Raw genomic sequence first — 22,910 nt, forward strand, 5'->3', positions numbered from 1 at the left:
GAGGGTTCAAGCCGACGGAAGGCGCTGAAGCAGGTGAACGACAGGTGCTAATTCTTCACGTTGTTCCGCCTCGGAAAGTACCCGCTTGAGGGTTTCGTCGTGGACCGGGGTGGCGCGCTCATATAGCTCGCGTCCTGAGGCGGTCAATTCTGTGTAGATTCCGCGCCGATCATCGTCGCACAAGACCCGGGAGAGCAGCCCACGATCTTCCAGCCGGTTCACCAAGCGTGTGGTGGCGCTGGGACTTAGAGCGGTAGCTCGAGCTAGTTGGGCCATGCGCATGTGCCAACCGTCCTGACGGCTGAGGGCATCAAGCAATGTGTACTCCACCACAGAAAGTCCCACTTGGGCACCTAGGTCTTTTTCTAGAGCGGCCTCGATAATGCCATGTAAAGCCGCCAATGTTCGCCACCCTCGGGCGCGGATTTCGACGGCGTCGTCTGCAATTCCCATACCTACCTCCAAGGTTATTGCTTGCGCGCACTAATTGCGTGTGCAACTATTATCTGCATCGACGCAATAACACGCGTCTGCAACTATTCTTCAAGTTTAGCAGGAGTGATGATATGCCATTGGGTCTCATTGCCTTGGCCCTAGGGGCATTCGGCATCGGGTTGACCGAGTTCGTGATCATGGGGCTACTGCCTGAGGTGGCTGGCGACTTTGGTATTAGTGAAGCGACGGCCGGATCGTTGATTTCGGGGTACGCGCTTAGTGTTGTCTTTGGAGCACTCGGACTCACTGCAGCTTCAGTGCGTTTGCCGCGCAAGCCGGTGCTGTTGGGCCTCTTGGTTCTCTTTATTGTTGGCAATACCCTCACGGCTATTGCACCAAGCTACGGCGTGGCCATGCTCGGTCGCGTGGTGGCTGCCTTGTGCCACGGTGCATTCTTCGGCATCGGTTCGGTGGTGGCCGCCGATCTCGTGTCGGAGGACAAAAAGTCCCGTGCCATCGCCATAATGTTCACTGGCTTGACCGCGGCCAATGTGCTGGGCGTTCCCTTTGGTACGTTCCTCGGACAGCAGGCCGGGTGGCGGGCGACCTTCTGGGTAATTTCCGGAATCGGAATCATCTCACTGCTCGGCATCATGTGGCTCGTCCCCGTACTACGGCACGAACCTGAATCCGTCTCCCTGCGCAGGGAGCTTGGCGCATTTGCTTCGCTGCAGGTGTGGCTGTCGCTGAGTATGACGATTTTGGCCTATGGCGGGATGTTCGGGGCTTTCTCCTATATTGCTTACACGTTGACGGAGGTTTCGGGGTTTTCCTCGGAGATGGTGCCGTGGCTCTTGGTTCTGTTTGGCGTAGGACTCTTCGCAGGTAATTGGATCGGTGGTCGTTTGGCCGACCGCAGTATTGACCGCACTTTGTCGATCTTTACCGGTGCCTTGCTAATTGTCATGGTCGGCTTCGGTGCCTTAGCTTCCAGCCAGACCGCTACGGTGATCGCGCTCTTCCTCATGGGGGGCTTTGGTTTCGGTAACGTAGCAGGACTGCAAAGCCGAATCATGCAATATGCCGGCAACGCTCCGACGCTCGCCTCGGGCGCCAATATTGGGGCTTTCAACGTGGGTAATGCCCTCGGAGCTTGGGCTGGTGGGGTAGGCATTGCCCTAGGGCTTGGTTACGTCTCGCCGATTTGGATCGGTGCCGGGATCACCGGTCTTGCCTTGCTCGTGGTGCTCTTCGCGGCGACGCTAGCACGGCGCAACAAGCAAACGCGTCAATCAGGTTTGATGCCGGTAGGTTAGCTCGATTCAGCGAGTTTCCGTAAACCTGACTTTCTCTTTTCACTTTTCAATTAAGCGATCCATCCGATCTCTAGGAGCCTCACCAATGACAAACACACCACGAATCACACTGAACAACGGCGTCGAGATGCCGCAAGTAGGATTCGGCGTTTTCCAAGTGTCCGATGCAGAAACTACCGCCGCGGTGACTACTGCGCTCGACGCCGGTTATCGGAGCATTGACACCGCCTCAATCTACGGCAATGAATGCGGCGTGGGGAACGCGTTGGCCAGGTCTGGCATCCGCCGCGAGGAACTGTTCGTCACCTCGAAGCTTTGGATCGAAGATATGGGCTATGACCAAACCTTGAAGGCCTTCGAGCAGTCACTGCAACTATTGGGGCTTGAGTACTTGGATTTGTATTTGATCCACTGGCCCGCTCCAGCCAATGACCTTTATGCGGCTTCTTGGAAGGCCATGGAGACGCTGTATAGAGAGGGGAAAATCCGAGCCATCGGTGTTTCAAACTTCCAGCCTGTGCACTTGGAGGCTTTGATCGAACGTGCGGATGTAGTCCCGGCGATTAACCAGGTGGAACTACACCCGGCGTTACAAAATCGTTCAGTCATCGACGTGAACAGCCGCTATGGCGTAACTACCGAGGCGTGGAGTCCATTGGCTCAAGGGGCGATGCTAACGGAGCCAACGATTCTCCAGATCGCTCATAAGCATGGTGTAAGTGCTGCTCAGGTGATTTTACGTTGGCACGTGCAGCAGGGGCGGGTGGTCATCCCGAAATCGGTGACACCTACGCGCATTGCATCGAATTTGGACCTGTTTGGATTTGAACTGAGTCAAGGGGAGCTGGTGTCCATAGACATGCTAGATCGCGACGAGCGCACCGGACCACATCCGGATTTCTTCATGGGCTAACCCAGCGTTGGAGGTGAGTTGGACGTTGCGTGAATTCACGAAATTTTTGGGCAGCGCCCGACTCCCAACATGTGAGTTTTATCAGGCGCCGCCCGGTACCTGGGGCGGGTTAGGTTAGATCGCGATCCTTCGTGGCCAGGCGGCGTCCTGTTTTGACTAGCATCAGGATGAGTAGAGCGACCCCGACGTAGCCGTTGATGACATACACGACATTAACCATCTGGCTAAACGGTACGGCTAAACCGATCAGCGTACCGAGCGCCGCTAAGGCTACGGTGGCGGACTTGAACTGTCTGGTGCCTTCGGTGAAGAACCGCGAGGAGACTGTCCAAAGCAAGGGCACCGCCGTGGTGTAGATGCCCGTCAGGATCATGACCGAGATGCCCGAGGCTAGAAGCGGACTCACGTCCTGCGCCAGTACGAGCATGGGTATCTCAGTTCCTGCAACCCGCGTGATATTGGCCAGTAGGCTCAGTGCGACGATGATGCAGGCGGCCGAGAAGGCCAAGGCGCCGAGCGAACCGCCAGCGACGGCTTCGCGCTTAGAGCGTGCTGTTTTACCCAGGGCGGCAAGGAAGGCGGCGAGCCACAGCATGCAGAAACCTACGTACGATAACGCCGACATGAACCAGGTGCTCGAGGCCTGAGTTACTTCTAATGATGGCAAGAGAATGGCGCCTTCGGAGATCCCCTGCGGATTGCGTAGGATCCCCAGCACGCCCAGGCCCACTGCAATGATCACGATCAGCGGCCCGATTTTGCCGATAATGTCGACAAGTGACTTCAGGCCGAACCACACGCTGGCGGCCACCAGTAGCGCCAGGCCAATGCCGCCGATGTATTTTGAGAGTCCGTAGTGTTCCTCGAAGACGGCGCCAGCACCTGCCACCATAACGGTGAAGCTCAAGAAGACAAAGAGGATCGAGAAGTAGTCGAAAAAGGTGCCGCCAATCTTGCCGCAGTAATAGTGGTAGATCTGTGACGGCTTGTCGAATCGATAGCGCTGACCCGCCGTGAAGAATTCGACAATTACATACGTCATTAGTGCTGCGACCAGCAGGCCCGTACCAACAATGCCCTGATAGCCGTAGGAGGTGAAGTATTGCAGGATTTCCTGTCCGGTCGCGAAACCTGAACCGATGAGAAATGCCATGATCGCTCCGGCGTAGGTCAGAACCCGACCGAGACGAACCTTCCCCGCGGCACGTCGGGTGTGCGGGACTGAGCTTTGTTCTACCATTTGCGTACTGATTCTCCCTGAGACCTAACTAGGCCCATCATTGATCAACTATTGATATATCTGATGTGGCTCACATTAGATTTAATCAACTGTGCTGGTCAATGAATTGCGGGAATATTTAGCGGATCACGCCCGGGGGGTGAAACCGGGCATGATCCGCTAGGCTAGCGCCGCTTTTGGATTCGAAGATCCAGTCCACTACGCACTTGCGGCCACTCCGAAGCGAGGATCGAGAAGACGACGGTATCGCGTAATGAGCCGTCGGGCATCCGCCGATCCGCGCGTAGCACGCCATCTTGCTTGGCACCGAGCCGTGCAATGGCAGTTCGCGATTGCATGTTCATCCAGTGCGTGCGGAACTCAACTGCCACGCAACCTAGAGTTTCAAAGGCGTGTCCCAAGAGCAGTCGCTTGCTATCCGGGTTGCTGCCCGTGCCGTGACTACTAGCAGCATTCCAGGTATAGCCAATTTCCAGTCGCGGCAGTTCATGATTGATATCGCAATACGTAGTCATCCCGATGATTTTGCCTGGCTCGCCGGTGACTGGGTCATTTAGACGTGTCGTAAAGGGCACCATGCTGCCCTCTTCTTGCATCGCTAAGCGACGTTCGATCTCCGCGTGCATATGCTCTGGGCGCGGTACCGAGGTGTACCAGAGGTTCCAGAGCTCTCCATCGCTGGCGGCCGCGACGAGTCCGTCGTGGTGTTCAAGGCTCAGTGGTTCGAGCGTTACGTACTTTCCACGCAGGACGACGGGGGCAATATTTGTCATGGGAAAAGTCTAAGCGTCGGTCGGTGGCCCGGGAAACGCGTGGCTGGAGGCCGTGCCTTCGCGGGTGTGCTCGGTGCCCACCAAGCGCCGAACGGTACGGCGGATGGCATGAATGACTTCGTTGATAGGGCGTCGATGCAAGTGCTCGGCGCGAACCAGAAGATCGATTTGTCGACCAGAATTGAGTCCGTGAATTGGTCGTAAAGTCACCGAGTCGTCCAAGGACTTTCGGGCGGTGAAACGCGGCAAGATGCCCAAGCAGTTACTTGCTTGAACTAGCGCGCCGGCCGTGGCGTAGTCGTTGACCCGGTGTTCGACCTGCGGGGCGCTGCCAGCCAGCGCGGCGATAGTTTCAAGTACGTCAGCAGGGGAGTAGCCACCCTTCGAGACGACCCAGGGTTCATCGATGACCTGAGCCGGGGTGAGTTTCTCGAAGCGGGCAAGTGGATGGTCGCGATGCAGGGCGATGTCGAGCGGCTCAAAGGCCAACGGTACGACGCTCACGCGGTCCGAGGGCCATGGGGCGGTGTGCGGCATCCGGTGCGCCAGCACCAAATCGTAGCTCGAGGTGAGCGAGGGAAAGTCTTGCTGGGAAACATCTTCATCGAAGAACCGTAGCGGTGGAAGCTGGCCGTCGGAAGTAGTCAGTAGCGGGGCGAAGATCGTCTGACCGATCGAGTGGAATCCGGCGACGCGAATGGGGGTGTCCACCGCTTGCTCGTGGGCATGAATCTTCGAGGTGGCTTCGGCCAGAGTCGAGGCTACCGCGGCTGCCGCGGTAGCTAATAACTGCCCCTGCGTGGTTAAAACCAGCGAGCGGCCTTCTTTACGCGTCAACGGGGCATCGAATCCACGTTGTAGCGCGGCTAGATGTTGCGACACCGCGGAGGGCGAGACGTAGAGCGCCTTGGCTACGGCATTAACGCTCCCCAGGTCCCCAAGTTCCCGCAGTATCCGAAGCTGGTGCAGTTCCATGAAGTAAACACTAAATCATCAGATCAGAGATTCGCTGGCAAACTTAGGTGTTTTACGGGTTGGCCCGGTGTCAGACTGGAAGAAACCATGGCTTGGGACACGGCACCCTGTGCCACACACCGCAAAGGACGCGACGCAATGAAAGCACTATATAAATCTGGACCGCATGCCGGACTGGAACTTGTCGACCGCCCGGAACCGAGCACCGGTGCGTCGGAGGTCAAAATCAAGGTGATGACCGCCGGTATTTGCGGTACCGACCTGCACATTGAGGCCTATGATGACGCGGCCAAGGCGATGATCAACACTCCGCTTGTGCCTGGCCACGAATTCTACGGAGAGGTCGTCGAGGTCGGCGCCGATGTGCAGGGCGTCAAGGTGGGCGATCGTGTCTCCGGTGAAGGCCACGTGGTCTGCGGGCTGTGCCGAAACTGCCGTGCGGGGCGGAAGCAGATGTGCATCAACGTCAATTCCGTGGGTGTACAGCGTGACGGCGCCTTCGCCGAATTCGTGGTGATCCCGGAGGCCAATGTCTGGGTCCACCACGATGAACGTATCACCCCAATGCTCGGAGCGATTTTCGACCCCTTCGGCAATGCGGTGCATACCGCACTACAGTTCCCGATGGTGGGTGAAGACGTCCTGATCACCGGCGCCGGGCCCATTGGCTTGATGGCCGTGGCTATCGCCCGCCATGTCGGTGCACGCAAGGTAGCTATCACCGACGTCGCTGAGGAACGCCTAGCACTGGCTCGCGATATGGGCGCGGATCTAGCCATTAACGTGGCGAACTCGCGAATCCGCGACGCACAACGCGAACTGGGAATGCGCGAAGGCTTCGACTTCGGCATGGAAATGTCCGGGCACCGCACCGCGCTGCCGGAAATGATCGACAATATGAACCACGGCGGCAAGATCTGCATGCTCGGCTTGCCTAGTGAGTCCATCGATATCGACTGGGGCAAGGTGGTCACCCATATGCTCACCCTCAAGGGCATCTATGGCCGCGAAATGTTTGAAACCTGGTACGCCATGAGCGCCATGCTGACCTCCTCCGATGTGCTTCGCGAACGCGTGGCCTCGGTGGTCACCGACTTTATCCCGGCCACCGAATGGGAACAGGGATTTGCCGCGGCGCGCAACGGCGTCGGCGGCAAGGTTGTGCTCGACTGGACCGTCTTCTAAGCAAAGGGAGTTTTAGATGTATACCGATCTCAAGGATCAGCTCGCCAGCGAGCTGGCCGAACTGGAAACCGCAGGGCTCTACAAGCACGAGCGTCACATCGACTCGCCACAGTCGGCTGCCATCAAGGCCGGTGAGCTGGGTCAGCAGGCCGGCGATGTGCTGAACTTCTGTGCCAACAACTACCTCGGCCTGGCCGATGACGCCCGCATTATTGACGCGGCCAAGCAAGCGATGGATCAGCGTGGCTTCGGCATGGCCTCGGTGCGCTTTATCTGCGGCACCCAGGACCTGCACCTGGAGCTTGAGCGCAAGGTCTCCGAGTTCCTCGGTACAGAGGACACCATTTTGTTCTCCAGCTGCTTCGACGCAAACGGCGGAGTCTTTGAATCGCTCTTCGGCAAGGAAGATGCGATCATTTCCGACGCTCTCAATCACGCCTCAATTATCGATGGCATCCGGTTGTCCAAGGCGGCCCGATTCCGCTACGCCAACCGGGATATGCAGGACCTGGAGCGTCAGCTGCAGGCCGCTGCGCAACACAATGACGGTGCCGGGGCACGCCGCACCATCATCGTGACCGATGGTGTGTTCTCCATGGACGGTTACCTGGCGCCGCTGCAAGAGATCTGCGATTTGGCAGAACGCTACGGCGCGCTGGTGATGGTCGATGACTCGCACGCGGTGGGCTTCATGGGAGCTACCGGAGCCGGTACCCCAGAACACGCTGGCGTTTCGGACCGCGTAGATATCTACACCGGTACCTTCGGCAAGGCGCTGGGCGGCGCCTCGGGCGGTTACGTCTCGGGACGTGGCGAAATCGTTGCGATGTTGCGCCAGAAGGCCCGTCCTTACCTGTTCTCCAACTCGCTGGCCCCGGCCATCGTCGCGGCAACCTTGAAGGCCTTGGAACTTGTAGTTGGTTCGGGAGAACTGCGCGAAAGGTTGCAGGCCAACGCCGAGCTCTTCCGCAACAAGATGACCGACGCCGGGTTTGAACTGCTCGACGGGGAACACGCCATCGTGCCAGTGATGTTTGGCGATGCGGTGCTGGCCGGAAAGATCGCCGCCGCCATGCTTGAGCGCGGCGTCTACGTCACCGCGTTTTCATTCCCCGTGGTCCCGCGTGGTGAAGCTCGTATTCGCGTCCAGCTTTCGGCGGCGCATTCGCCCGAGGATATTGATGCATGTGTGCGCGCATTTAGCGAGGCACGCGCTGCCGTGAACGCATAGTTACCGGCACACTGTTCAGTGGGTGCTCCCGTCGATGACGGGGGCACCCACTCGTGTTAACGGGGTAATCTTGCCGGCGGGATGGGTAACGCGCGCAATTCATTCGATGGCGGTGTGCCTGAAACGGTCAACTCATCGAGCAGGCTATGGCTCTGGACTATCGAAATGGAGCGGTCGCCGTTGGCAAAGAACTTTCGCCAGCCATGTCCAACTCACCACCAGAACGCGCCGGGCGCTAAAGGCCAGGTATTAAGAGGCAGGATCTTTCGGTAGGTTCCACACCAAACGAGCGCCGCACTGATCTGTGGGATGAAGATTTCCCATGCCACGGTTGGGTGACCCTAGTTCCGTGACCGCTTGCCGGTGCACGCCACAGGAGCGGTCACGGAATCAGCCCAGGCCCGTCGCGAATAGGCGCGGCCCGTCCTAACGTGATGGTCCGTCGTGTCCAAGAACCCGAAAATAGTCCAACGCCGGTGTTGGCGAGGAAGTGCTTGCGCTCGCCCGGCTTCCTATTCCGGAAGTGCGGATCCTGCAGGGTATCGAGGAGCAAGTTCGCGGCATGTATAGGGACTCTCAGGCTGGGCAGAGTCAGCACACGTGGTAACGACGGTAGCTAGCTTGCTGGTTCCGTACCTGCCGACGTGGGGTGCCACTTCTACGCGCGCACGACGCGGCGGCAGCGCGTCCGGATCGATGGTTGCCGGTGGCGTCGCGGATCTGTGCCTCGCCCTTAGCCGGTGAATCAACTAGGAGTCGCTGGCCCGTGGTTGGCGACGGGTTCGTCGTCACGGGGTGCTGTTCAGGCCTTGCCCGTGCAATAACTGTCGCTGCTTCGTGGCATTGTCCGAAATCCCGGATTCAACGTGCCAAGGAGGCGCGCGACGCGATGGTGACAAGGCTAGGGTGGAGCGCAGATGCATCTGACTTCCCACTAACGCACTTGGAGGGGCCGTGGCCACCGAACTCTTAACTAATATCGCCCAATTGACCACCGTAGACGCCCAGGGCACTGTGCTCAGCGACGCGGCGGTGCTTATCGACGGTGAGACGATTGCATGGATCGGTGCGGCCACCGACGCCCCGAGTGCCGACATCGTCACCGATCTGGGTGGGCGTGCGGTGCTTCCTGGCTGGGTCGATTCGCACAGTCACCTGATCTTCGCGGGCGACCGATCCGAGGAGTTTGTCGCACGCATGTCTGGCCAAGCCTACGCGGCCGGCGGCATCGCGGTGACTACCGGTGCCACCCGCGAGGCCAGCGAACAACAACTACGCCAAATGGTCGCCGAACGTCGCGCCGCGGCCCTCGCCACCGGCACCACATGGATGGAAACGAAAACCGGATACGGGCTCTCGCTGACCGAAGAAGTGCGCCACGCAAAGCTCGGCCGCGATCTTGTGGATTCCCTGACCTTCCTCGGAGCTCACCTAGTGCCCGCTGGAAGCGACGCGGATGAATACACCGATCTGGTGGCTGGCCCGATGCTGGAGGCGGTGGCCGATCAGGTCGACTTCGTGGATATCTTCTGCGAGCGCGGTGCATTTGATGAGGCGCAGACCCGCCGAGTTCTGGATGCTGCGAAGGCTCGCGGGCTTGCCACCAAGGTACACGGCAATCAGCTCGGGGAGGGCCCGGGTGTGGCACTGGCTGTGGAGTATGGCAGCCACTCGGTGGACCACGTGAACTTCCTCAACGAGCACGATGTGGAGGCACTCGCCGGAAGCTGGACCGCGTGGGACGCCTCCTCACGCTCTGGCACCCCAGGTGTTGTGGCAACCTGCCTGCCAGCATGCGATCTATCCACGCGGATGCCGTTCGCGCCGGGAGCCGAGCTGCTCGAACGCGGCGTGCGCATTGCGCTGGCCAGTAACTGCAACCCCGGCACCAGCTACACCAGCAACATGAATTTCTGTGTGGCAACCGCCGTGCTGCAGATGAAGCTGAGTCTCGAGCAGGCCATCGAGGCAGCGACCTTTGGGGGCGCTTTGGCTCTGGGTGTGCAGGACCGCGTAGGTTCGCTCGAGGTGGGCAAACGCGCGGACCTGCACGTACTCGATGCCCCCAGTGCGGCCCATCTGGCGTACCGTCCGGGCATGGCGCTGACTCATGCCGTCTACCGGGCCGGGCGTCGCGAACTCTAGGGTCGGCCTCTCGATTCTGAGTGCCCGGTGTCACAGATGGAAGCGGCCGCGCAGTTCGTGATAGACAGTGGAGTATGGCAACTACTGCATTTCAAGGAACTCCTGTCTCCACCGTTGGCGAACTGCCGGCCGTAGGCACCAAGGCTCCCGAATTCACCCTGACCGGTGGCGACCTGTCCGACGTCACCAGCGCATCGCTGGCCGGCCGCCGCGTTGTTTTGAACATCTTCCCGTCGGTGGACACCGGCGTCTGCGCCGCCTCGGTGCGCCGCTTCAATGAATTGGCAGCCGGCCTGGAGAACACCACCGTGGTGTGCGCCTCCGCCGACCTGCCCTTCGCACTGGGCCGCTTCTGCGGTGCTGAAGGTCTGGAAAACGTGGTTCCGGCCTCGACTTTCCGCTCGAGCTTCGGGACCGACTTTGGTGTGGCTCAGGCCGACGGCCCGCTGCGTGGTCTGATGGCCCGCGCTGTTATCATCCTCGATGAGCAGGGCAAAGTGACCTACACCCAGGTGGTCCCGGAGATCACCACCGAACCAGATTACGATGCCGTGATGGCCGAGCTGAGCTAAGCTCCGCCAAAGGCGAAATGGCCGGGATGCCCCACTGGGGCATCCCGGCCATTGGTATTTAAGGCACCCGTTTCCTTTTCAACGTTCCCCGCCTATACTCGAGTATGGATTGATTGTGATCGTAACTTAGGCAAAACAATCACAAAGCATCATTTATGTGGATGGCTGTCAGGCTATTGGCAAGGCGAGAGGACAATAATCGTGAGCGAAGCGGCTGCACTGGGTAGCAAGATGGAAGCCGAGCTGCACTCGCAGCCGAGCATGTGGCAACGTGCTATCGCCCAGCAAGCGGAGGAAGAACTGCTGCCGGCCCCGGGGCAGAAGGTGGCTGTCGTCGGTTGTGGCACCTCATGGTTCATGGCGGAGTCATATGCCGCCGCCCGCGAGGCGGCTGGACATGGCCTCACCGATGCCTTCGCGGCTTCCGAGGCCCGCATCGCGGGCCGCGGGTACGATGCGGTGGTGGCGATTACTCGTTCGGGCACGACCTCCGAAGTTCTGGAACTGCTCGATGGATTGGAGCCCGGGCTACGTACCGTGGTCCTAGTCGGCGACACGTCCTCGCCGGTGCGCGAGAAGGTCGATGCGGTAATCGAGCTGCCTTATGCCGATGAACAGTCCGTGGTGCAGACACGCTTCGCCACCAGCGCACTGGCATACCTGCTCTCCAGCGTCGGCATGGATCTTAGCCCGGCCATCGCGCAGGCCAGCGAGCTACTCGCCGAGGAAACCGATCAGGCCCTCTTGCAGGCTGAGCAGTTCACCTTTCTGGGACGTGGTTACAGCGTAGGCTTGGCCCATGAAGCGGCCCTGAAAATGCGTGAAGCCGTCCAGGGATGGACCGAAGCCTACCCGGCCATGGACTATCGCCATGGACCAATTTCCATCGCCGCACCCAACCGAGTGACCTGGATGTTGGGCGAGGAGCCGGAAGGGCTGAGCCGCGATATGGCCGCGACCGGAGCGCTGTATCTGAACCGGGATCTGCACCCGTTGGCCGAATTAGCCCACATCCATAAGGTGACGTTGGATCGAGCCCGGGCCCGCGGGCTTGACCCGGACACCCCACGCAATTTGACCCGCTCCGTGATCCTGGAAGGCTAACCCTCGAGCATGGGTGAGTTTTACCTGCTCTTCGACGTTGGCGGAACCGACGTGAAGGCTGCACTGGCTACCGCAGACGGAGAACTGTTACATATTCTGCGTGAGCCGACCGCACGCCCGGAGCCGGGCGGCGACGGTGCTACGGCCGTGCTCGAACAGCTCAGCGACTTGGCGGACCGGCTGGGGGGCGCTGTCGGCACAACCGCCCATCGGGGTTGGGCTGCTCGTCTGTGGACTGGTCGATGCCGAGGCCGGAGTGGGGTTGTATTCGGTCAATCTCGGATGGCGTGATGTGCCGCTCCGCGCCATGGCCGAACAGCGTTTAGCTATGCCCGTGGGATTCGGTCACGATGTCACGTGCGCGGCTCGTGCCGAACTAGAGTTTGGCGCCGGTGCCCACGTGCCCGGTGGTGTACAGAATGCTGCCGTACTGATTATCGGGACCGGCATCGCCTCGGCACTGGTCGTCGATGGTCGTCTGGTGCTCTCCGGCGGCTACGCCGGAGAGTTGGGCCATGCCCAGGTCCCCGGCGGGTTAGCTTGCCCTTGCGGCGCCACCGGATGTTTGGAGACGTTGGGGTCGGCTGGGGCGATTGCGCGACGCTATCAAGAGGCTACAGGTGCAAGCGGTGGGGCCCGTGAGGTGTTCGTCGCCCGGGCGCAGGGGGATCACGTGGCGCAACGCATTATCGATGAAGCGCTCGATGCCCTGAGCTTCACGCTGGCGCAGCTGGCAGCGTCAGTAGCCCCCGAGGCGGTCATTATCGGCGGCGGACTTGCCCAAGCCGGGCCCTCATTCTTCGATGGTCTTCGGGCACGGCTGGCCGCGCGGCTGTCCTACCACCGCTTACCTCAGGTACTGCCCGCACGGCTTGGCGCCGACGCGGGGCTCAGGGGAGCTTGGCTAGCCATTCGAGATCGGATGCGGGAGGAAAGCTCGTGATTCTCTGCCTTACACCGAACCCCGCACTGGATTTGAGCTACACGCTACAACGCATCGATCTTGACGCCTCCCACCGGGTGGACACCGGGCACGCCCAGGCTGGCGGCAAGGGATTGAACGTGGCGCGGGTTTTACTTCACCAAGGCTATGCCACGCGTTCGGTACTGACCGCCGGCGGGAGCAGCGGCGCCGAGTTGTTGGAAGAGCTGGAGAGTGCGGGCCTGCCGTTTAGCGCCATTGCGGTCTCCGGCGCTACGCGCCGTTCGATGGCTTTTCACGCTCTCAGCCAGCAGCAGAGCACGATCTTTAATGAAGCGGGACATCCGCTGAGCTCGGACGAAGGCGAAGCGTTGTTAGAGTCCTTTAGCGCGGAGCTTGCCGCGGCGCAGGCGGTCGCCATCTGTGGTTCGTGGCCCCCTGAGACCACGCCGGAATTTTTTACACAGTTCGTACGTCGTGCGGTAAAAAGTGCGTGGACCGTGGTGGACACCAGCGGCGCGTTGCTTCTCGAGGCAGCGCGCGCTGGGGCTGTGCTCAAACCAAATCACCACGAGCTCCGCCAAGCCACTGGTACAACGGATGTGGCCCAGGGCGTTGCGCAACTGCTACGACTCGGTGCTCCCGAGGTTTACCTCAGTGCGGGGGAACAGGGGCTATTCCACTTCTCCGCTTCAGCCACCGGAATTGCTCATGCGGTCTTGCCAACAGTGCTTCCCGGGAATCCCACGGGGGCAGGTGATTCAGCCGTCGCAGCCTTGACGGCTAGTGCGTTAGATGGTGCGGACCGGGAGCAGAGCTTGCGGCGAGCGGTGTCGTGGTCGGCCTCGACGGTACTGATGCCCACCGCAGGGGCCACTCACCCGTCCCATACCGAACTTTTCGAGCAGGTCAACTACACCCTGCTCGAGAGCGTGCCCGACTTCTAAAGAAAGCTGGATATTCATGCCATTGGTACCAACCCGCGACATTATGACTCAGGCCGTCACCGGTGGTTACGGCCAGGGGGCTTTCAACGTTATTCATCTGGAGACCGCGCAGGCGCTGATTGCCGGCGCGGAACAGACCCAACGACCGGTGATTCTGCAGATCAGCGAAAATTGCGTGGCCTATCACGGGGCTCTGGAGCCGATCGCCCTTGCCACTATGGCTAGTGCGCGGGCAGCACAGGTGCCGGTGGCCGTCCATCTGGATCACGCCCAAGACGAGCATCTGGTGTATCAGGCGATCGAGCTTGGGTTCGGATCGGTGATGTATGACGGGGCGCACCTAGATTATGCACAGAACCTAGCAAGTACTCGCCGGGTGGTCGAGGCTGCGGCACGCCAGAACATTTACGTGGAAGCCGAATTGGGCGAGATCGGTGGGAAAGATGGGGCACACGCGCCGGGGGTTCGAACCGACCCGGAACAAGCTCTGGAGTTCGTGGCCCGTACCGGAATCGATGCTCTCGCTGTGGCAGTGGGATCGTCGCACGCGATGCTTGAACGGCGCGCCGAACTCGATACCGAGCTGATCTCGCGCCTTGCGCAGAGGCTCGACGTTCCGTTAGTTCTACACGGTTCCTCCGGAGTTTCCGACGAGAACCTACGCGCGGGTATTGCCGCAGGCATGCGCAAGATTAATGTCTCCACGCACCTGAATGGATTCTTCACCCGCGCGGTCCGTGACTGGCTCGCAGCACATCCCGAGGCGGTGGATTCGCGTAATTATGTGGCGGCCGGGCGCACCGCAATGGCCGCGGAGACGGCTCGCTTATTGCAGCTGTTCACGACAACCTAGGCCTGCATCCCTGCGTCGGCGTGCCGCCGATGGCACTCCTGCATGTTGCGCTCACCAACGAGGCAAGATGTTAGGACTCCTTTAGATTGATTTTGATTGATTCTTGATTGTTTCGCTGAAAAAAGATCGAAAATCTCTTGACGAGTGATTCAGGGCACACCATAATCGTAGAGAAGTGATCGTTTGGTGAATGCAAAGTGCTAAAAACAAGCACAAACGTTCACCTGCGATTCCATCACCGGCACGCACGACATTCCATGGGGAGCAATAATGAAACGCACGGCACGCACATCCATCCTGGCCCTCTCGGCCGCCTCAGCACTGCTGCTGACCTCCTGCGGTTTCTCCGGCGGTGGTGGCTCTCAGGGTGGTGAAGACGGTGTCACCACGTTGAACATGCTGGTTCCGACCTATTCGCCCGGGACCAAGGCCCTGTGGGAAGGCGTGATCAAGGACTTCGAAGCCGAGCACGAAGATATCGACATCAACCTCGAGGTGCAGTCTTGGGACAATCTCGAAGGCGTGCTGAAAACGAAGTTGCAAGGCAACCAGGCTCCGGATATCTACAACGGTGGTGCCTTCGCCGAGTACGCCGCCGAAGGATTGCTCGCCCCGGCCTCTGACATTGCTTCGGCCGAAACCTTCGCCGACTTTCAACAGTCTTTCGCCGACGCGGAGACCTATGAGGGCACCCAGTACGCCCTGCCGTTGATCGCTTCGGCTCGTGCACTGTTCTACAACGAGACGCTCATGAAAGAAGCCGGCGTTGAACAGGTGCCAACCACGTGGGACGAACTCTACGAGGCCTCGAAAAAGATCAGCGAGAAGACCAAGGCCGCGGGTTACGGAATGCCATTGGCCAGTGAAGAAGCCCAGGGCGAATCGCTGATCTGGTTCGCCGGTAATGGGGGTAACTTCGGGGACGCGGAGAAGATCAGCGTGGACACTCCGGCCAATATCGAGGCGGCGAAGTTCATGCAGAAGATGATCGAGGACGGCGTCACGCAAAACGATCCCGGCGCCACCCAGCGAACCCCGATGCTCAATACTTTCATTCAGGGTAAGGTCGGCTTTGCTTACGGCTTGCCGCAGACCGCGGTGCAGATTGAGAAGGAAAACCCGGACTTGAAGTACGGCATTGCGCCGGTTGCTACCAAGGACGGCTCCGCAGCCACCCTCGGTGTGGCCGATCGCTTGATGTCCTTCAAGAACGACGGTTCGAAGAGCGAGGCAGTGAAGGAGTTTATGGACTACTTCTACTCCGCACCGGTCTACACCAAATGGGTGAGTGCCGAGGGCTTCCTGCCGACCACCAAGTCCGGCTCCGAGCAGTTGGACGGAGACGAGACCCTGAAGCCATTCCTAGATTTGCTGCCGAATGCCGTTTTCTACCCAACGACCAACCCGGCATGGAACGCGACCGACGGTGCTTTCAAGTCGATGATGGGTGAAATCGCCACCGGTAAGTCCGCTGAGGATGTACTGGGCGGCATTCAAGCCAAGGCCGACGCCGCGAGCAACTAGTCGGCAACCACCCACCCAGGTCAACGGGCCCGGCGAAAGCCTTCGCCGGGCCCGTGCCATGAGTAGGTTTCCGGCATCATGAAAGAGAGAACATCATGAGTACCGCAGTGCGCGACGCAACCGCCCCGAAATACCGGGTTCGCAAACATGATCAAAGCTGGTGGGCCTCACTGCCTTGGATCGGCCCCGCGCTGGCCCTGATTCTAGCCATCGTCGTTTTCCCGGCCGGCTACATGATCTATAACTCCACCCGGAAGATTTCGCAGGTGGGCACCGATCTCGAATCGGTAGGGTTCAAGAATTTCGCGACCGTCTTCGCCGACCCAGCCCTACCTCGTATCTTGATCAACACCTTTTTCTGGGTGATCATCGTGGTACTGCTGACCGTGGTGATTTCGCTGGCCCTAGCGCAATTCTTGAACAAGCCCTTTCCCGGACGCACCTTGGTGCGCATGGCCGTCATCGTGCCGTGGGCAGCCAGCGTGGTGATGACCACGACCCTGTTTTACTACGCCATGGATCCCAACTACGGGCTGTTTAACAAGTTCCTCGTTGACCTAGGCGTGTTGGAGGAGGGGTTCGGGTGGACCAAGAACGCGGTACCGGCCATTGCGGTGTCCATCGTGGTGGCGGTCTTCGTATCCATTCCCTTCACGACCTATACGATCCTAGCCGGGCTCCAGGCCGTGCCGGACGAGACCCTTGAAGCGGCCAAAATGGATGGGGCAGGACGGTGGCGCACCTACTTCTCCGTGATCCTGCCGCAACTGCGAAGTGCGTTGGCGGTGTCGGTCCTCATCAACATCATCAACGTATTCAACAACCTGCCGATTCTCCGTGTGATGACCGGTTCAATTCCGGGCAACGACGCCGACACCCTCATGACCTACATTTTCAAGGTGCTGCAGTTCGATCGCCGGCTCGACTTGTCTTCGGCACTGTCCGTGGTCAACTTCGCCATCGTTCTCGTGATCGTCGCGATCTACGTGAAAACCGTCAAGCCGATGCAGGAGGTCTAAGCCATGGCGCTGCTAACTACTGAGGACCGGGCCCCGCGTAAGGTCGTCATCTCCCGAATGGCCGTCGGACTGATTGTGGCCGCCGTTTTCTTGATTCCCTATGTCACGATGTTCATCGGGTCGCTGAAAACCCAGTCTGAGATCCTCTCGATTCCGCCGTCCTATATGCCTCGCGACGGATTTCAATTCTCGAACTATGCCAGCATGTGGGATACACCGGAAACGCCTGTCCCATATAACCTGATCTCCACGATCGTCATCTCCGTCTGCGCCACACTACTCGTGTTGTTGGTCGCGACCCCGGCTGCGTACTTCACCGCACGCTTCCGCTTCCCCGGCAAGATGGTCTTCATGTTCTTGGTGATCGTCACGCAGATGCTACAGCCTGCGGTACTGACCGCCGGTCTGTTCAAACAGATGTTGGCCTGGAACCTGCATGACACCTGGGTGGCCATGATCCTGATTAACGCCGCCTTCAATCTAGCCTTTGCGGTCTGGATCATGCATTCATTCTTTGCCGGTGTACCCAAGTCGATCGACGAGGCCGCGCAAATCGACGGTGCAGGTAAGCTACGAGTGCTGTTTACGATCAACCTGCCACTAGTCTGGCCGGGCATCGTGACTGCGGTGATCTTCACCTTCGTCACCTGCTGGAACGAATTTGCCGCCTCGCTGGTGATCCTCTCCACCGCCGAGAACCAGCCGCTTTCGGTCGCGCTAACGAAGTTCGTGGGACAGTACGCCACTGCGTGGCAGTACGTGTTTGGTGTCTCCATCGTGGCGATCGTCCCGGTGATTATCCTCTTCGCCCTGATCGAGAAGCGTCTGATCGGCGGTCTGTCGGCCGGTGCGGTGAAGTAGCGTGGCTCCGCTTTGCTTGGAGATCGTTGCGACCAGCGGCCGTTGCGCAGAACGTGCAACGGCCGCCGGGGCCGATCGGGTTGAGGCTTGCCAAGCTCTGGAACTGGGCGGACTGACGCCCAGCCTTGAAGTTCTTGAATTGATCTTGGAGCACGCGCCAGCGCGCGGCGTTCACGCTCTGTTACGGCACCGGCCTGGTAATTTTCACTACGACGCCGAGGACCGCGCTGTGTTAGTCGCTCAGGCCCGATCCTTGGCGCGCTCCGGTGTGCACGGCTTGGTGCTCGGCGCCCTGGACGCTTCGGGAGCAGTGGATTCGCACTGCCTGCAGGAAGTGACCGCGGCCGCTTTTGAGGTAAACCCCGAACTGGAGATTACCTTCCATCGGGCCATCGATGAGGCCACCGACCCACTTGCGATTTTGGACTCATTGTTTGCTCTGCCCGTCGATCGCGTGTTGACTAGTGGAGGGAAAGAATCCGCGGTTGATGGCCTGGCGATGATTGGGCGGCTGGCCACGCGATCCGCGGGACAGATCCAGATTATGGCTGGAGGCGGGATGACCGCCGAAGCCATTGCCCAGGCCGCGGCCTATGGAGCTAGTGCGGTGCATTTTTCGGCCAAACAACCTTGGGCCGGAACCATCGGTGTCGATGCTGAGATGGTCGGCTTACTACGACAAAGTGTGGATCGGACCATGTCCGCTGCGGCTCAACTAACGAGCGAGGAAACATCATGAAGCGCGAGGAACGTCTCAACCAGATCTTGGATCTTTTGGGAGCCCGAGGACAACTCGATGTTGACGAAATCGTGCAACGGCTCGAAGTATCTCCAGCCACTGCCCGCCGCGATTTGGATTCGCTGGCCGCAGCGTCCTTGCTGACTCGCACCCATGGCGGTGCTGTCTCCAATACGGTGGCCTATGAATTGCCGGCTCGATTTCAAAAAGACACCAACGATGGGCTAAAGGCGCAGATCGCCAAGCGCGCAAGCTCGATGGTGCGACAAGACATGGTGGTCGGGCTTTCCGGCGGCACGACTACCAAGGCAATTGCCACCGAACTTGGGATGCGCGAGGATCTGGTGGGCGAACCGGGGCGAACTACCTTGACCGTGGTAACCAATGCGGTGAATATTGCTGCGCTACTGGCGGTGCGACCTCATATTCGTGTGATGGTTACCGGAGGGGTGCTCAACGCCCGTTCCTACGAATTGGTCGGCCCGTTGGCCCAGAGCGCTTTAGCGAAGATCACTCTGGATCTGGCTTTCGTGGGAGTCAATGGGCTCGATCCGACGATCGGACCCATGGTTGGCGATGAGATGGAGGCAGCCATTAACGAACAGATGATTCAGCAAGCCGAACACAGCTACCTAGTGGTTGATTCCACGAAAATTGGGTCCCGGTCGTTCATTATCTTGGACCGTGAAGAAGTTGACGGCGTCATCACCGATGATCAGCTCAGCGGACCGCAGCGCGCCGAGCTTGAAGCCTCCGGGTTACCGGTGATCAACGCGGACTAAAGTACCGCCGCGGCGTCCATTACGCGCGGGGCGACCTTGGCCAGGAGCTTATCCATCCGTGGGTTGTCGTCGCGCGAGAGCGTATCGCTTACCCGTTCGAGGGCCATGAGTCCCAACCAGATTTTGGCGCGGTGGGCGGTGGCCGGATCGGGTGCAATCTTTTCGATCAACTCGCGCCCATGCCATAACCCAAGGTACGCGCTGTTGAGCGCCGGATCCCATCCGGCGGCTAAGTCCCAGTCGAGTAGCCCAACGAGTTCTCCATCGACCCAATGCATGTTATGACCCGCTAGATCGCCGTGAACGAGGCCCGCGGGAACCTGAGCCAGCAGCGGAAGCTGGGCCCACAACGCTTGGGCGGGGGCGCGGAGCTCAACGGGCAACCCGTTGTAGGTTTCGGCGATCCGTGTTTCGGTCCATGGACCTCGGAATGCGAAAGGTTCGGCTAGTAATCCCTCAAGCTCACCGAGGGGAATCCGAGCCAGCTCGGTCACCACGCGGCGTAATACCTGAGGATCGCCTTGATGCGGCGGGTGAGCGGTACCCGGAACATAACTCATCACGACCGCGTTGAGATCTTGAAACCGTCCAACGCCACTCAACGGCCGAGGGACTTGATAGTCCAGTAGTTCATTCATGCGTGCGTGCAACTGCACCGACCGCGGCATGTCGTCACTTGCCTGCTTAGTACGGGCCATTCGGATCACGGCCTGCCCTTCGGCAATGAGCACCCGGTGAAATTGCCCGCCGGTATTGATAGTGGCCTGCTCCCAGTCGACGGACGGATAAAAGTCGCGGGCAAATTCTCGTTCGGCAGTTAAAGCTAACGACGTCATCAGGATCCTCGGATTGACATGTGGGTTCAGAACCAACCTTAGCCGCTACTCGCTCAGTGCAAACACAGCAGTCACTGCCTATGATCATGGGGTGAGACCTCAACTGCCTGTCGTTACGTCCCGCGCCGATCGTTCACCACGTCTCGAAGTGCTACTGGTACTGGCCCTATCACTGGGACAAAGCGCCGTGTATTCGCTGGTCAGTTTCCTCGACAAGCTCACGCGTGCGCCGCTGGGGGAGCAAACCACGTCGCTGAATAACTCGCTAAGTACGCGGCCCTACCTAGACCTGACTTACCAGCTCCTCGACATACTTTTTGCGCTCGTCCCGGTGGTGCTCAGTCTGTACTTCCTGCGCCTGACCCTCGGTCGTACCGTCCATGACATTGGTTTCGACCTGCGGCGTCCATTCCGGGACCTGCTGATGGGTGCGGCACTTTTCCTCGCCATGGGATTAGGCACCCTGGGCCTCTACGCGGCAGGCCGGGCCCTAGGGATCACCACAGCGCTGCACGCAGCAAACTTAGCCGAATACTGGTGGAGCATTCCGGTGCTACTGCTATCCGCAGCGCGCCATGCAATTCTCGAAGAAGTCATCATGCTGGCCTTTCTCGGTGCCTACCGGAGGTTCTTCGGGCTCTCGACCATGGCGGTCATTGTGGTCTCAGCGCTCGTGCGCGGTAGCTATCACCTCTATCAGGGCGTCGGACCGTTCCTCGGCAACTTCGTCATGGGACTGGTCTTCGGCTGGATCTATCAGCGTTATGGCCGGGTAATGCCACTAGTGATAGCCCATTTCCTCTTAGACGCGGTGGGCTTTGTCGGGTTTATGCTCATTGGCCCGGCCATCGGCATCGGAAACTAGGAGACGGATCATGGACATCAGAATTGTTGCCGCCACCGAAGAGCACGGTACCGCCCTGATTTCTTTGTGGGAGGAGGCCGAGCTACTGCGACCCTGGAATGATGCTCGGGCAGATATCCGCCGCGCTATCACGGGGCCCTCGTCGGATCTGCTCCTCGGGATGGTCGACGGGCAGCTGGTCGCTTCGGTGATGGTAGGCCACGACGGGCACCGTGGGTGGCTTTATTATCTTGCGGTAGCTCAGGAGGCGCGGCGTCGAGGCTTCGGGCGTGCAATGGTGCAGGCGGGGACGAGTTGGCTTGAACAGCGAGGAGTACCCAAGGTCCAATTGATGGTGCGCGATGGCAATGAGCAGGCCCGTGACTTCTATCGCGCCTTGGGTTTTGAAAGACAACGCGTCGAGGTGCTGGGAATGGTTCTTCCACAGACGCTGGATGCATCGCCTTAAAACGTGGAGGTCGGCACGCCCCAAGGGCGTATGCCGACCTCACACTGCAAAGTTCTAAAGAACCACGGTGCCATTCGGAGTTTCGAAGGTTACCGACATGATGCCAGGAGTCCCGTTCGGCGCCTGGTAATTCATGATGACGTCGCCTAGGACTACCTCACGCGGTTGTCCAAGCCATTCGAGTACCCGATCACGTGATCCGGCGATCGAGATCTGCGAAATCGAACCGCGCGGTTCTAGCGCGCGTGAGGGGTGCAATTCCTCGGTGCCCTCGTCCCAGCGAATTAGGTAGGGGACCTGCGGATCGGCGATGAGTCCCTTGATGCCGATCTGGCGCCAAGTCAGCTCACGGCCATCTGGGAACTTGCGGTTACCCGGCACGGATTCACGACCCAGCCGTTGCTCGGCGTCCGAGAGGTCATCGAGTGAGACAACCCAGCCCATCCAGCCGCCGCCGGCCTCGGAGCGGGCCCGCACCGCTTGGCCGAAGGGGGCCTTGTCGCTGGCCGGGTGATTCAGTACCTCGACAACTTCGAGGTACTGATTGTTCGTTAGCGGAAAAATTACGTTGCGAGTTCCGAATCGTGGATGCACGCCACCTTTGACGAAATCCAATCCCAAGGTCTTGGATACCCGCTCGGCAGTAGGCATCAGCCCATCTGGGCCACAAGCGTACGAAACGTGATCTAGCCTCATCATGGCTACATCATTGCACCATGTGATTCAAGTCTCGACTTAGGGTTACCTTAGTTGAGTTTGGGCCCGTCATTGAGCCTATTTGCTGGAGTAAACCGCAGGTCGCATCCAAAGTGTTGCCCTCGAGCTGGTTTGGTCGATCACTATGCAGTGCTGCCAGAAGTGGGGCGACGGTGGTGTCTAGGTAAGCGCGCTGCGTTCTGAAGTCGCGCGGTTTTCTGTCCAGGGTTTCCCGCTTCAGGGTGCTGGTCGAATATTCTTTGATCTGATTCCCTGATTACGTGATTGTGACCCACTGCGTCACGTCAATATGTCACAGATTGCAAAATTCTTCGACAGTCGGCAGACTTATAGCTAGGTCATGAGTTCCAGCGACAAGCCCCGGCTCGCTGGACGGCAACCCTCCAACCGCGGTGGGGTGCCCCGGGTGAAGACCTGGCCCTGCACGCAGATGCGTGCTCAGGACAAGCGCGGGTTACTCCCTGGAAGGCGCCACCGTGTGGTCTTCCATGCAGGTGTGTTTTCAGTG

23 protein-coding genes and 1 riboswitch are annotated in these 22,910 nt (G+C 59.5%); of the genes, 17 read left to right on the forward strand and 6 right to left on the reverse strand.

All coding sequences use genetic code 11. The features are described from left to right. Window positions 1-6: 6 nt before the first annotated feature. The gene (locus ACJD00_RS04350) at window positions 7-453 is read right to left on the reverse strand and encodes a MarR family winged helix-turn-helix transcriptional regulator (RefSeq protein ID WP_418908644.1); all 447 of its coding nucleotides are present in this window, start codon (window positions 451-453) and stop codon (window positions 7-9) included. A gap of 113 nt (window positions 454-566) precedes the next feature. On the opposite strand from ACJD00_RS04350, the gene ACJD00_RS04355 reads away from it, so the two are divergent. Further along, on the forward strand, window positions 567-1,751 hold the full coding sequence (locus tag ACJD00_RS04355; protein WP_418908645.1) for an MFS transporter: 1,185 nt from the start codon (window positions 567-569) through the stop codon (window positions 1,749-1,751). Between the two features lie 85 nt (window positions 1,752-1,836). Beyond that, window positions 1,837-2,664: an aldo/keto reductase gene (locus ACJD00_RS04360; RefSeq protein WP_418908646.1), complete on the forward strand. Its 828-nt coding sequence runs from the start codon at window positions 1,837-1,839 to the stop codon at window positions 2,662-2,664. 109 nt (window positions 2,665-2,773) lie between these two features. On the opposite strand, the gene ACJD00_RS04365 is transcribed toward ACJD00_RS04360, so the two are convergent. From ACJD00_RS04365 to ACJD00_RS04375, 3 genes are all read right to left on the reverse strand, one after another. Then, entirely contained in the window at window positions 2,774-3,817 is a 1,044-nt protein-coding gene (locus ACJD00_RS04365) for a hypothetical protein (protein ID WP_418908647.1), read from the reverse strand. A 251-nt stretch (window positions 3,818-4,068) separates the two neighbouring features. After that, a complete protein-coding gene (locus tag ACJD00_RS04370; protein WP_418908648.1) occupies window positions 4,069-4,677 on the reverse strand; it encodes a GNAT family N-acetyltransferase in 609 nt (202 codons plus the stop codon). Window positions 4,678-4,686: 9 nt separating this feature from the next. Continuing rightward, the gene (locus ACJD00_RS04375) at window positions 4,687-5,652 is read right to left on the reverse strand and encodes a LysR family transcriptional regulator (RefSeq protein WP_418908649.1); all 966 of its coding nucleotides are present in this window, start codon (window positions 5,650-5,652) and stop codon (window positions 4,687-4,689) included. A gap of 138 nt (window positions 5,653-5,790) precedes the next feature. Here ACJD00_RS04375 and tdh point away from each other — a divergent pair, with 138 nt between their 5' ends. The 13 genes from tdh (at window position 5,791) to ACJD00_RS04440 (ending at window position 19,536) form a co-directional block, all read left to right on the forward strand. Continuing rightward, window positions 5,791-6,837, forward strand: coding sequence for an L-threonine 3-dehydrogenase (tdh, locus tag ACJD00_RS04380; RefSeq protein WP_418908650.1), 1,047 nt, complete (start codon window positions 5,791-5,793; stop codon window positions 6,835-6,837). A gap of 16 nt (window positions 6,838-6,853) precedes the next feature. Next, the gene (locus ACJD00_RS04385; protein WP_418908651.1) at window positions 6,854-8,068 is read left to right on the forward strand and encodes a glycine C-acetyltransferase; all 1,215 of its coding nucleotides are present in this window, start codon (window positions 6,854-6,856) and stop codon (window positions 8,066-8,068) included. A 954-nt stretch (window positions 8,069-9,022) separates the two neighbouring features. After that, a complete protein-coding gene (gene hutI / locus ACJD00_RS04390; RefSeq protein WP_418908652.1) occupies window positions 9,023-10,213 on the forward strand; it encodes an imidazolonepropionase in 1,191 nt (396 codons plus the stop codon). A 74-nt stretch (window positions 10,214-10,287) separates the two neighbouring features. Beyond that, the gene (gene tpx / locus ACJD00_RS04395; RefSeq protein ID WP_418908653.1) at window positions 10,288-10,785 is read left to right on the forward strand and encodes a thiol peroxidase; all 498 of its coding nucleotides are present in this window, start codon (window positions 10,288-10,290) and stop codon (window positions 10,783-10,785) included. A gap of 231 nt (window positions 10,786-11,016) precedes the next feature. Continuing rightward, entirely contained in the window at window positions 11,017-11,889 is an 873-nt protein-coding gene (locus ACJD00_RS04400; RefSeq protein WP_418909302.1) for an SIS domain-containing protein, read from the forward strand. Window positions 11,890-11,989: 100 nt separating this feature from the next. Then, on the forward strand, window positions 11,990-12,832 hold the full coding sequence (locus ACJD00_RS04405) for an ROK family protein (RefSeq protein WP_418908654.1): 843 nt from the start codon (window positions 11,990-11,992) through the stop codon (window positions 12,830-12,832). Next, a complete protein-coding gene (locus tag ACJD00_RS04410) occupies window positions 12,829-13,758 on the forward strand; it encodes a 1-phosphofructokinase family hexose kinase (protein ID WP_418908655.1) in 930 nt (309 codons plus the stop codon). Before ACJD00_RS04405 ends, ACJD00_RS04410 begins: the two co-directional genes overlap by 4 nt. A gap of 16 nt (window positions 13,759-13,774) precedes the next feature. Next, the gene (locus ACJD00_RS04415) at window positions 13,775-14,611 is read left to right on the forward strand and encodes a class II fructose-bisphosphate aldolase (RefSeq protein WP_418908656.1); all 837 of its coding nucleotides are present in this window, start codon (window positions 13,775-13,777) and stop codon (window positions 14,609-14,611) included. Between the two features lie 270 nt (window positions 14,612-14,881). Then, complete coding sequence (locus ACJD00_RS04420) at window positions 14,882-16,135, forward strand: extracellular solute-binding protein (RefSeq protein ID WP_418908657.1); 1,254 nt, start codon at window positions 14,882-14,884, stop codon at window positions 16,133-16,135. 95 nt (window positions 16,136-16,230) lie between these two features. Beyond that, the gene (locus ACJD00_RS04425; RefSeq protein WP_418908658.1) at window positions 16,231-17,154 is read left to right on the forward strand and encodes a carbohydrate ABC transporter permease; all 924 of its coding nucleotides are present in this window, start codon (window positions 16,231-16,233) and stop codon (window positions 17,152-17,154) included. A gap of 3 nt (window positions 17,155-17,157) precedes the next feature. Further along, on the forward strand, window positions 17,158-18,015 hold the full coding sequence (locus tag ACJD00_RS04430) for a carbohydrate ABC transporter permease (RefSeq protein ID WP_309408312.1): 858 nt from the start codon (window positions 17,158-17,160) through the stop codon (window positions 18,013-18,015). A 1-nt stretch (window position 18,016) separates the two neighbouring features. Then, window positions 18,017-18,754 (forward strand): copper homeostasis protein CutC, encoded by a 738-nt coding sequence (locus tag ACJD00_RS04435; protein ID WP_418908659.1) that lies wholly within the window; start codon window positions 18,017-18,019, stop codon window positions 18,752-18,754. After that, window positions 18,751-19,536 (forward strand): DeoR/GlpR family DNA-binding transcription regulator, encoded by a 786-nt coding sequence (locus tag ACJD00_RS04440; protein WP_418908660.1) that lies wholly within the window; start codon window positions 18,751-18,753, stop codon window positions 19,534-19,536. Before ACJD00_RS04435 ends, ACJD00_RS04440 begins: the two co-directional genes overlap by 4 nt. Here ACJD00_RS04440 and ACJD00_RS04445 read toward each other — a convergent pair. Continuing rightward, complete coding sequence (locus ACJD00_RS04445; protein WP_418908661.1) at window positions 19,533-20,372, reverse strand: aminoglycoside phosphotransferase family protein; 840 nt, start codon at window positions 20,370-20,372, stop codon at window positions 19,533-19,535. The two genes, ACJD00_RS04440 and ACJD00_RS04445, sit on opposite strands and share 4 nt — an antisense overlap. A 91-nt stretch (window positions 20,373-20,463) precedes the next feature. On the opposite strand from ACJD00_RS04445, the gene ACJD00_RS04450 reads away from it, so the two are divergent. Together ACJD00_RS04450 and ACJD00_RS04455 are read left to right on the forward strand one after the other, a co-directional pair. After that, window positions 20,464-21,237 (forward strand): CPBP family intramembrane glutamic endopeptidase, encoded by a 774-nt coding sequence (locus ACJD00_RS04450; protein ID WP_418908662.1) that lies wholly within the window; start codon window positions 20,464-20,466, stop codon window positions 21,235-21,237. A 10-nt stretch (window positions 21,238-21,247) separates the two neighbouring features. After that, on the forward strand, window positions 21,248-21,685 hold the full coding sequence (locus ACJD00_RS04455; RefSeq protein ID WP_418908663.1) for a GNAT family acetyltransferase: 438 nt from the start codon (window positions 21,248-21,250) through the stop codon (window positions 21,683-21,685). Between the two features lie 54 nt (window positions 21,686-21,739). Here the strand turns inward: ACJD00_RS04455 and ACJD00_RS04460 are convergent, their stop codons facing one another. Then, a complete protein-coding gene (locus tag ACJD00_RS04460) occupies window positions 21,740-22,384 on the reverse strand; it encodes a VOC family protein (RefSeq protein WP_418908664.1) in 645 nt (214 codons plus the stop codon). Window positions 22,385-22,738: 354 nt separating this feature from the next. Next, window positions 22,739-22,858: riboswitch (SAM riboswitch) on the forward strand. Window positions 22,859-22,910 lie beyond the last annotated feature (52 nt).

Source organism: Glutamicibacter endophyticus (genome assembly GCF_048457885.1).
In the GTDB taxonomy this organism is placed as follows: domain Bacteria; phylum Actinomycetota; class Actinomycetes; order Actinomycetales; family Micrococcaceae; genus Glutamicibacter; species Glutamicibacter endophyticus.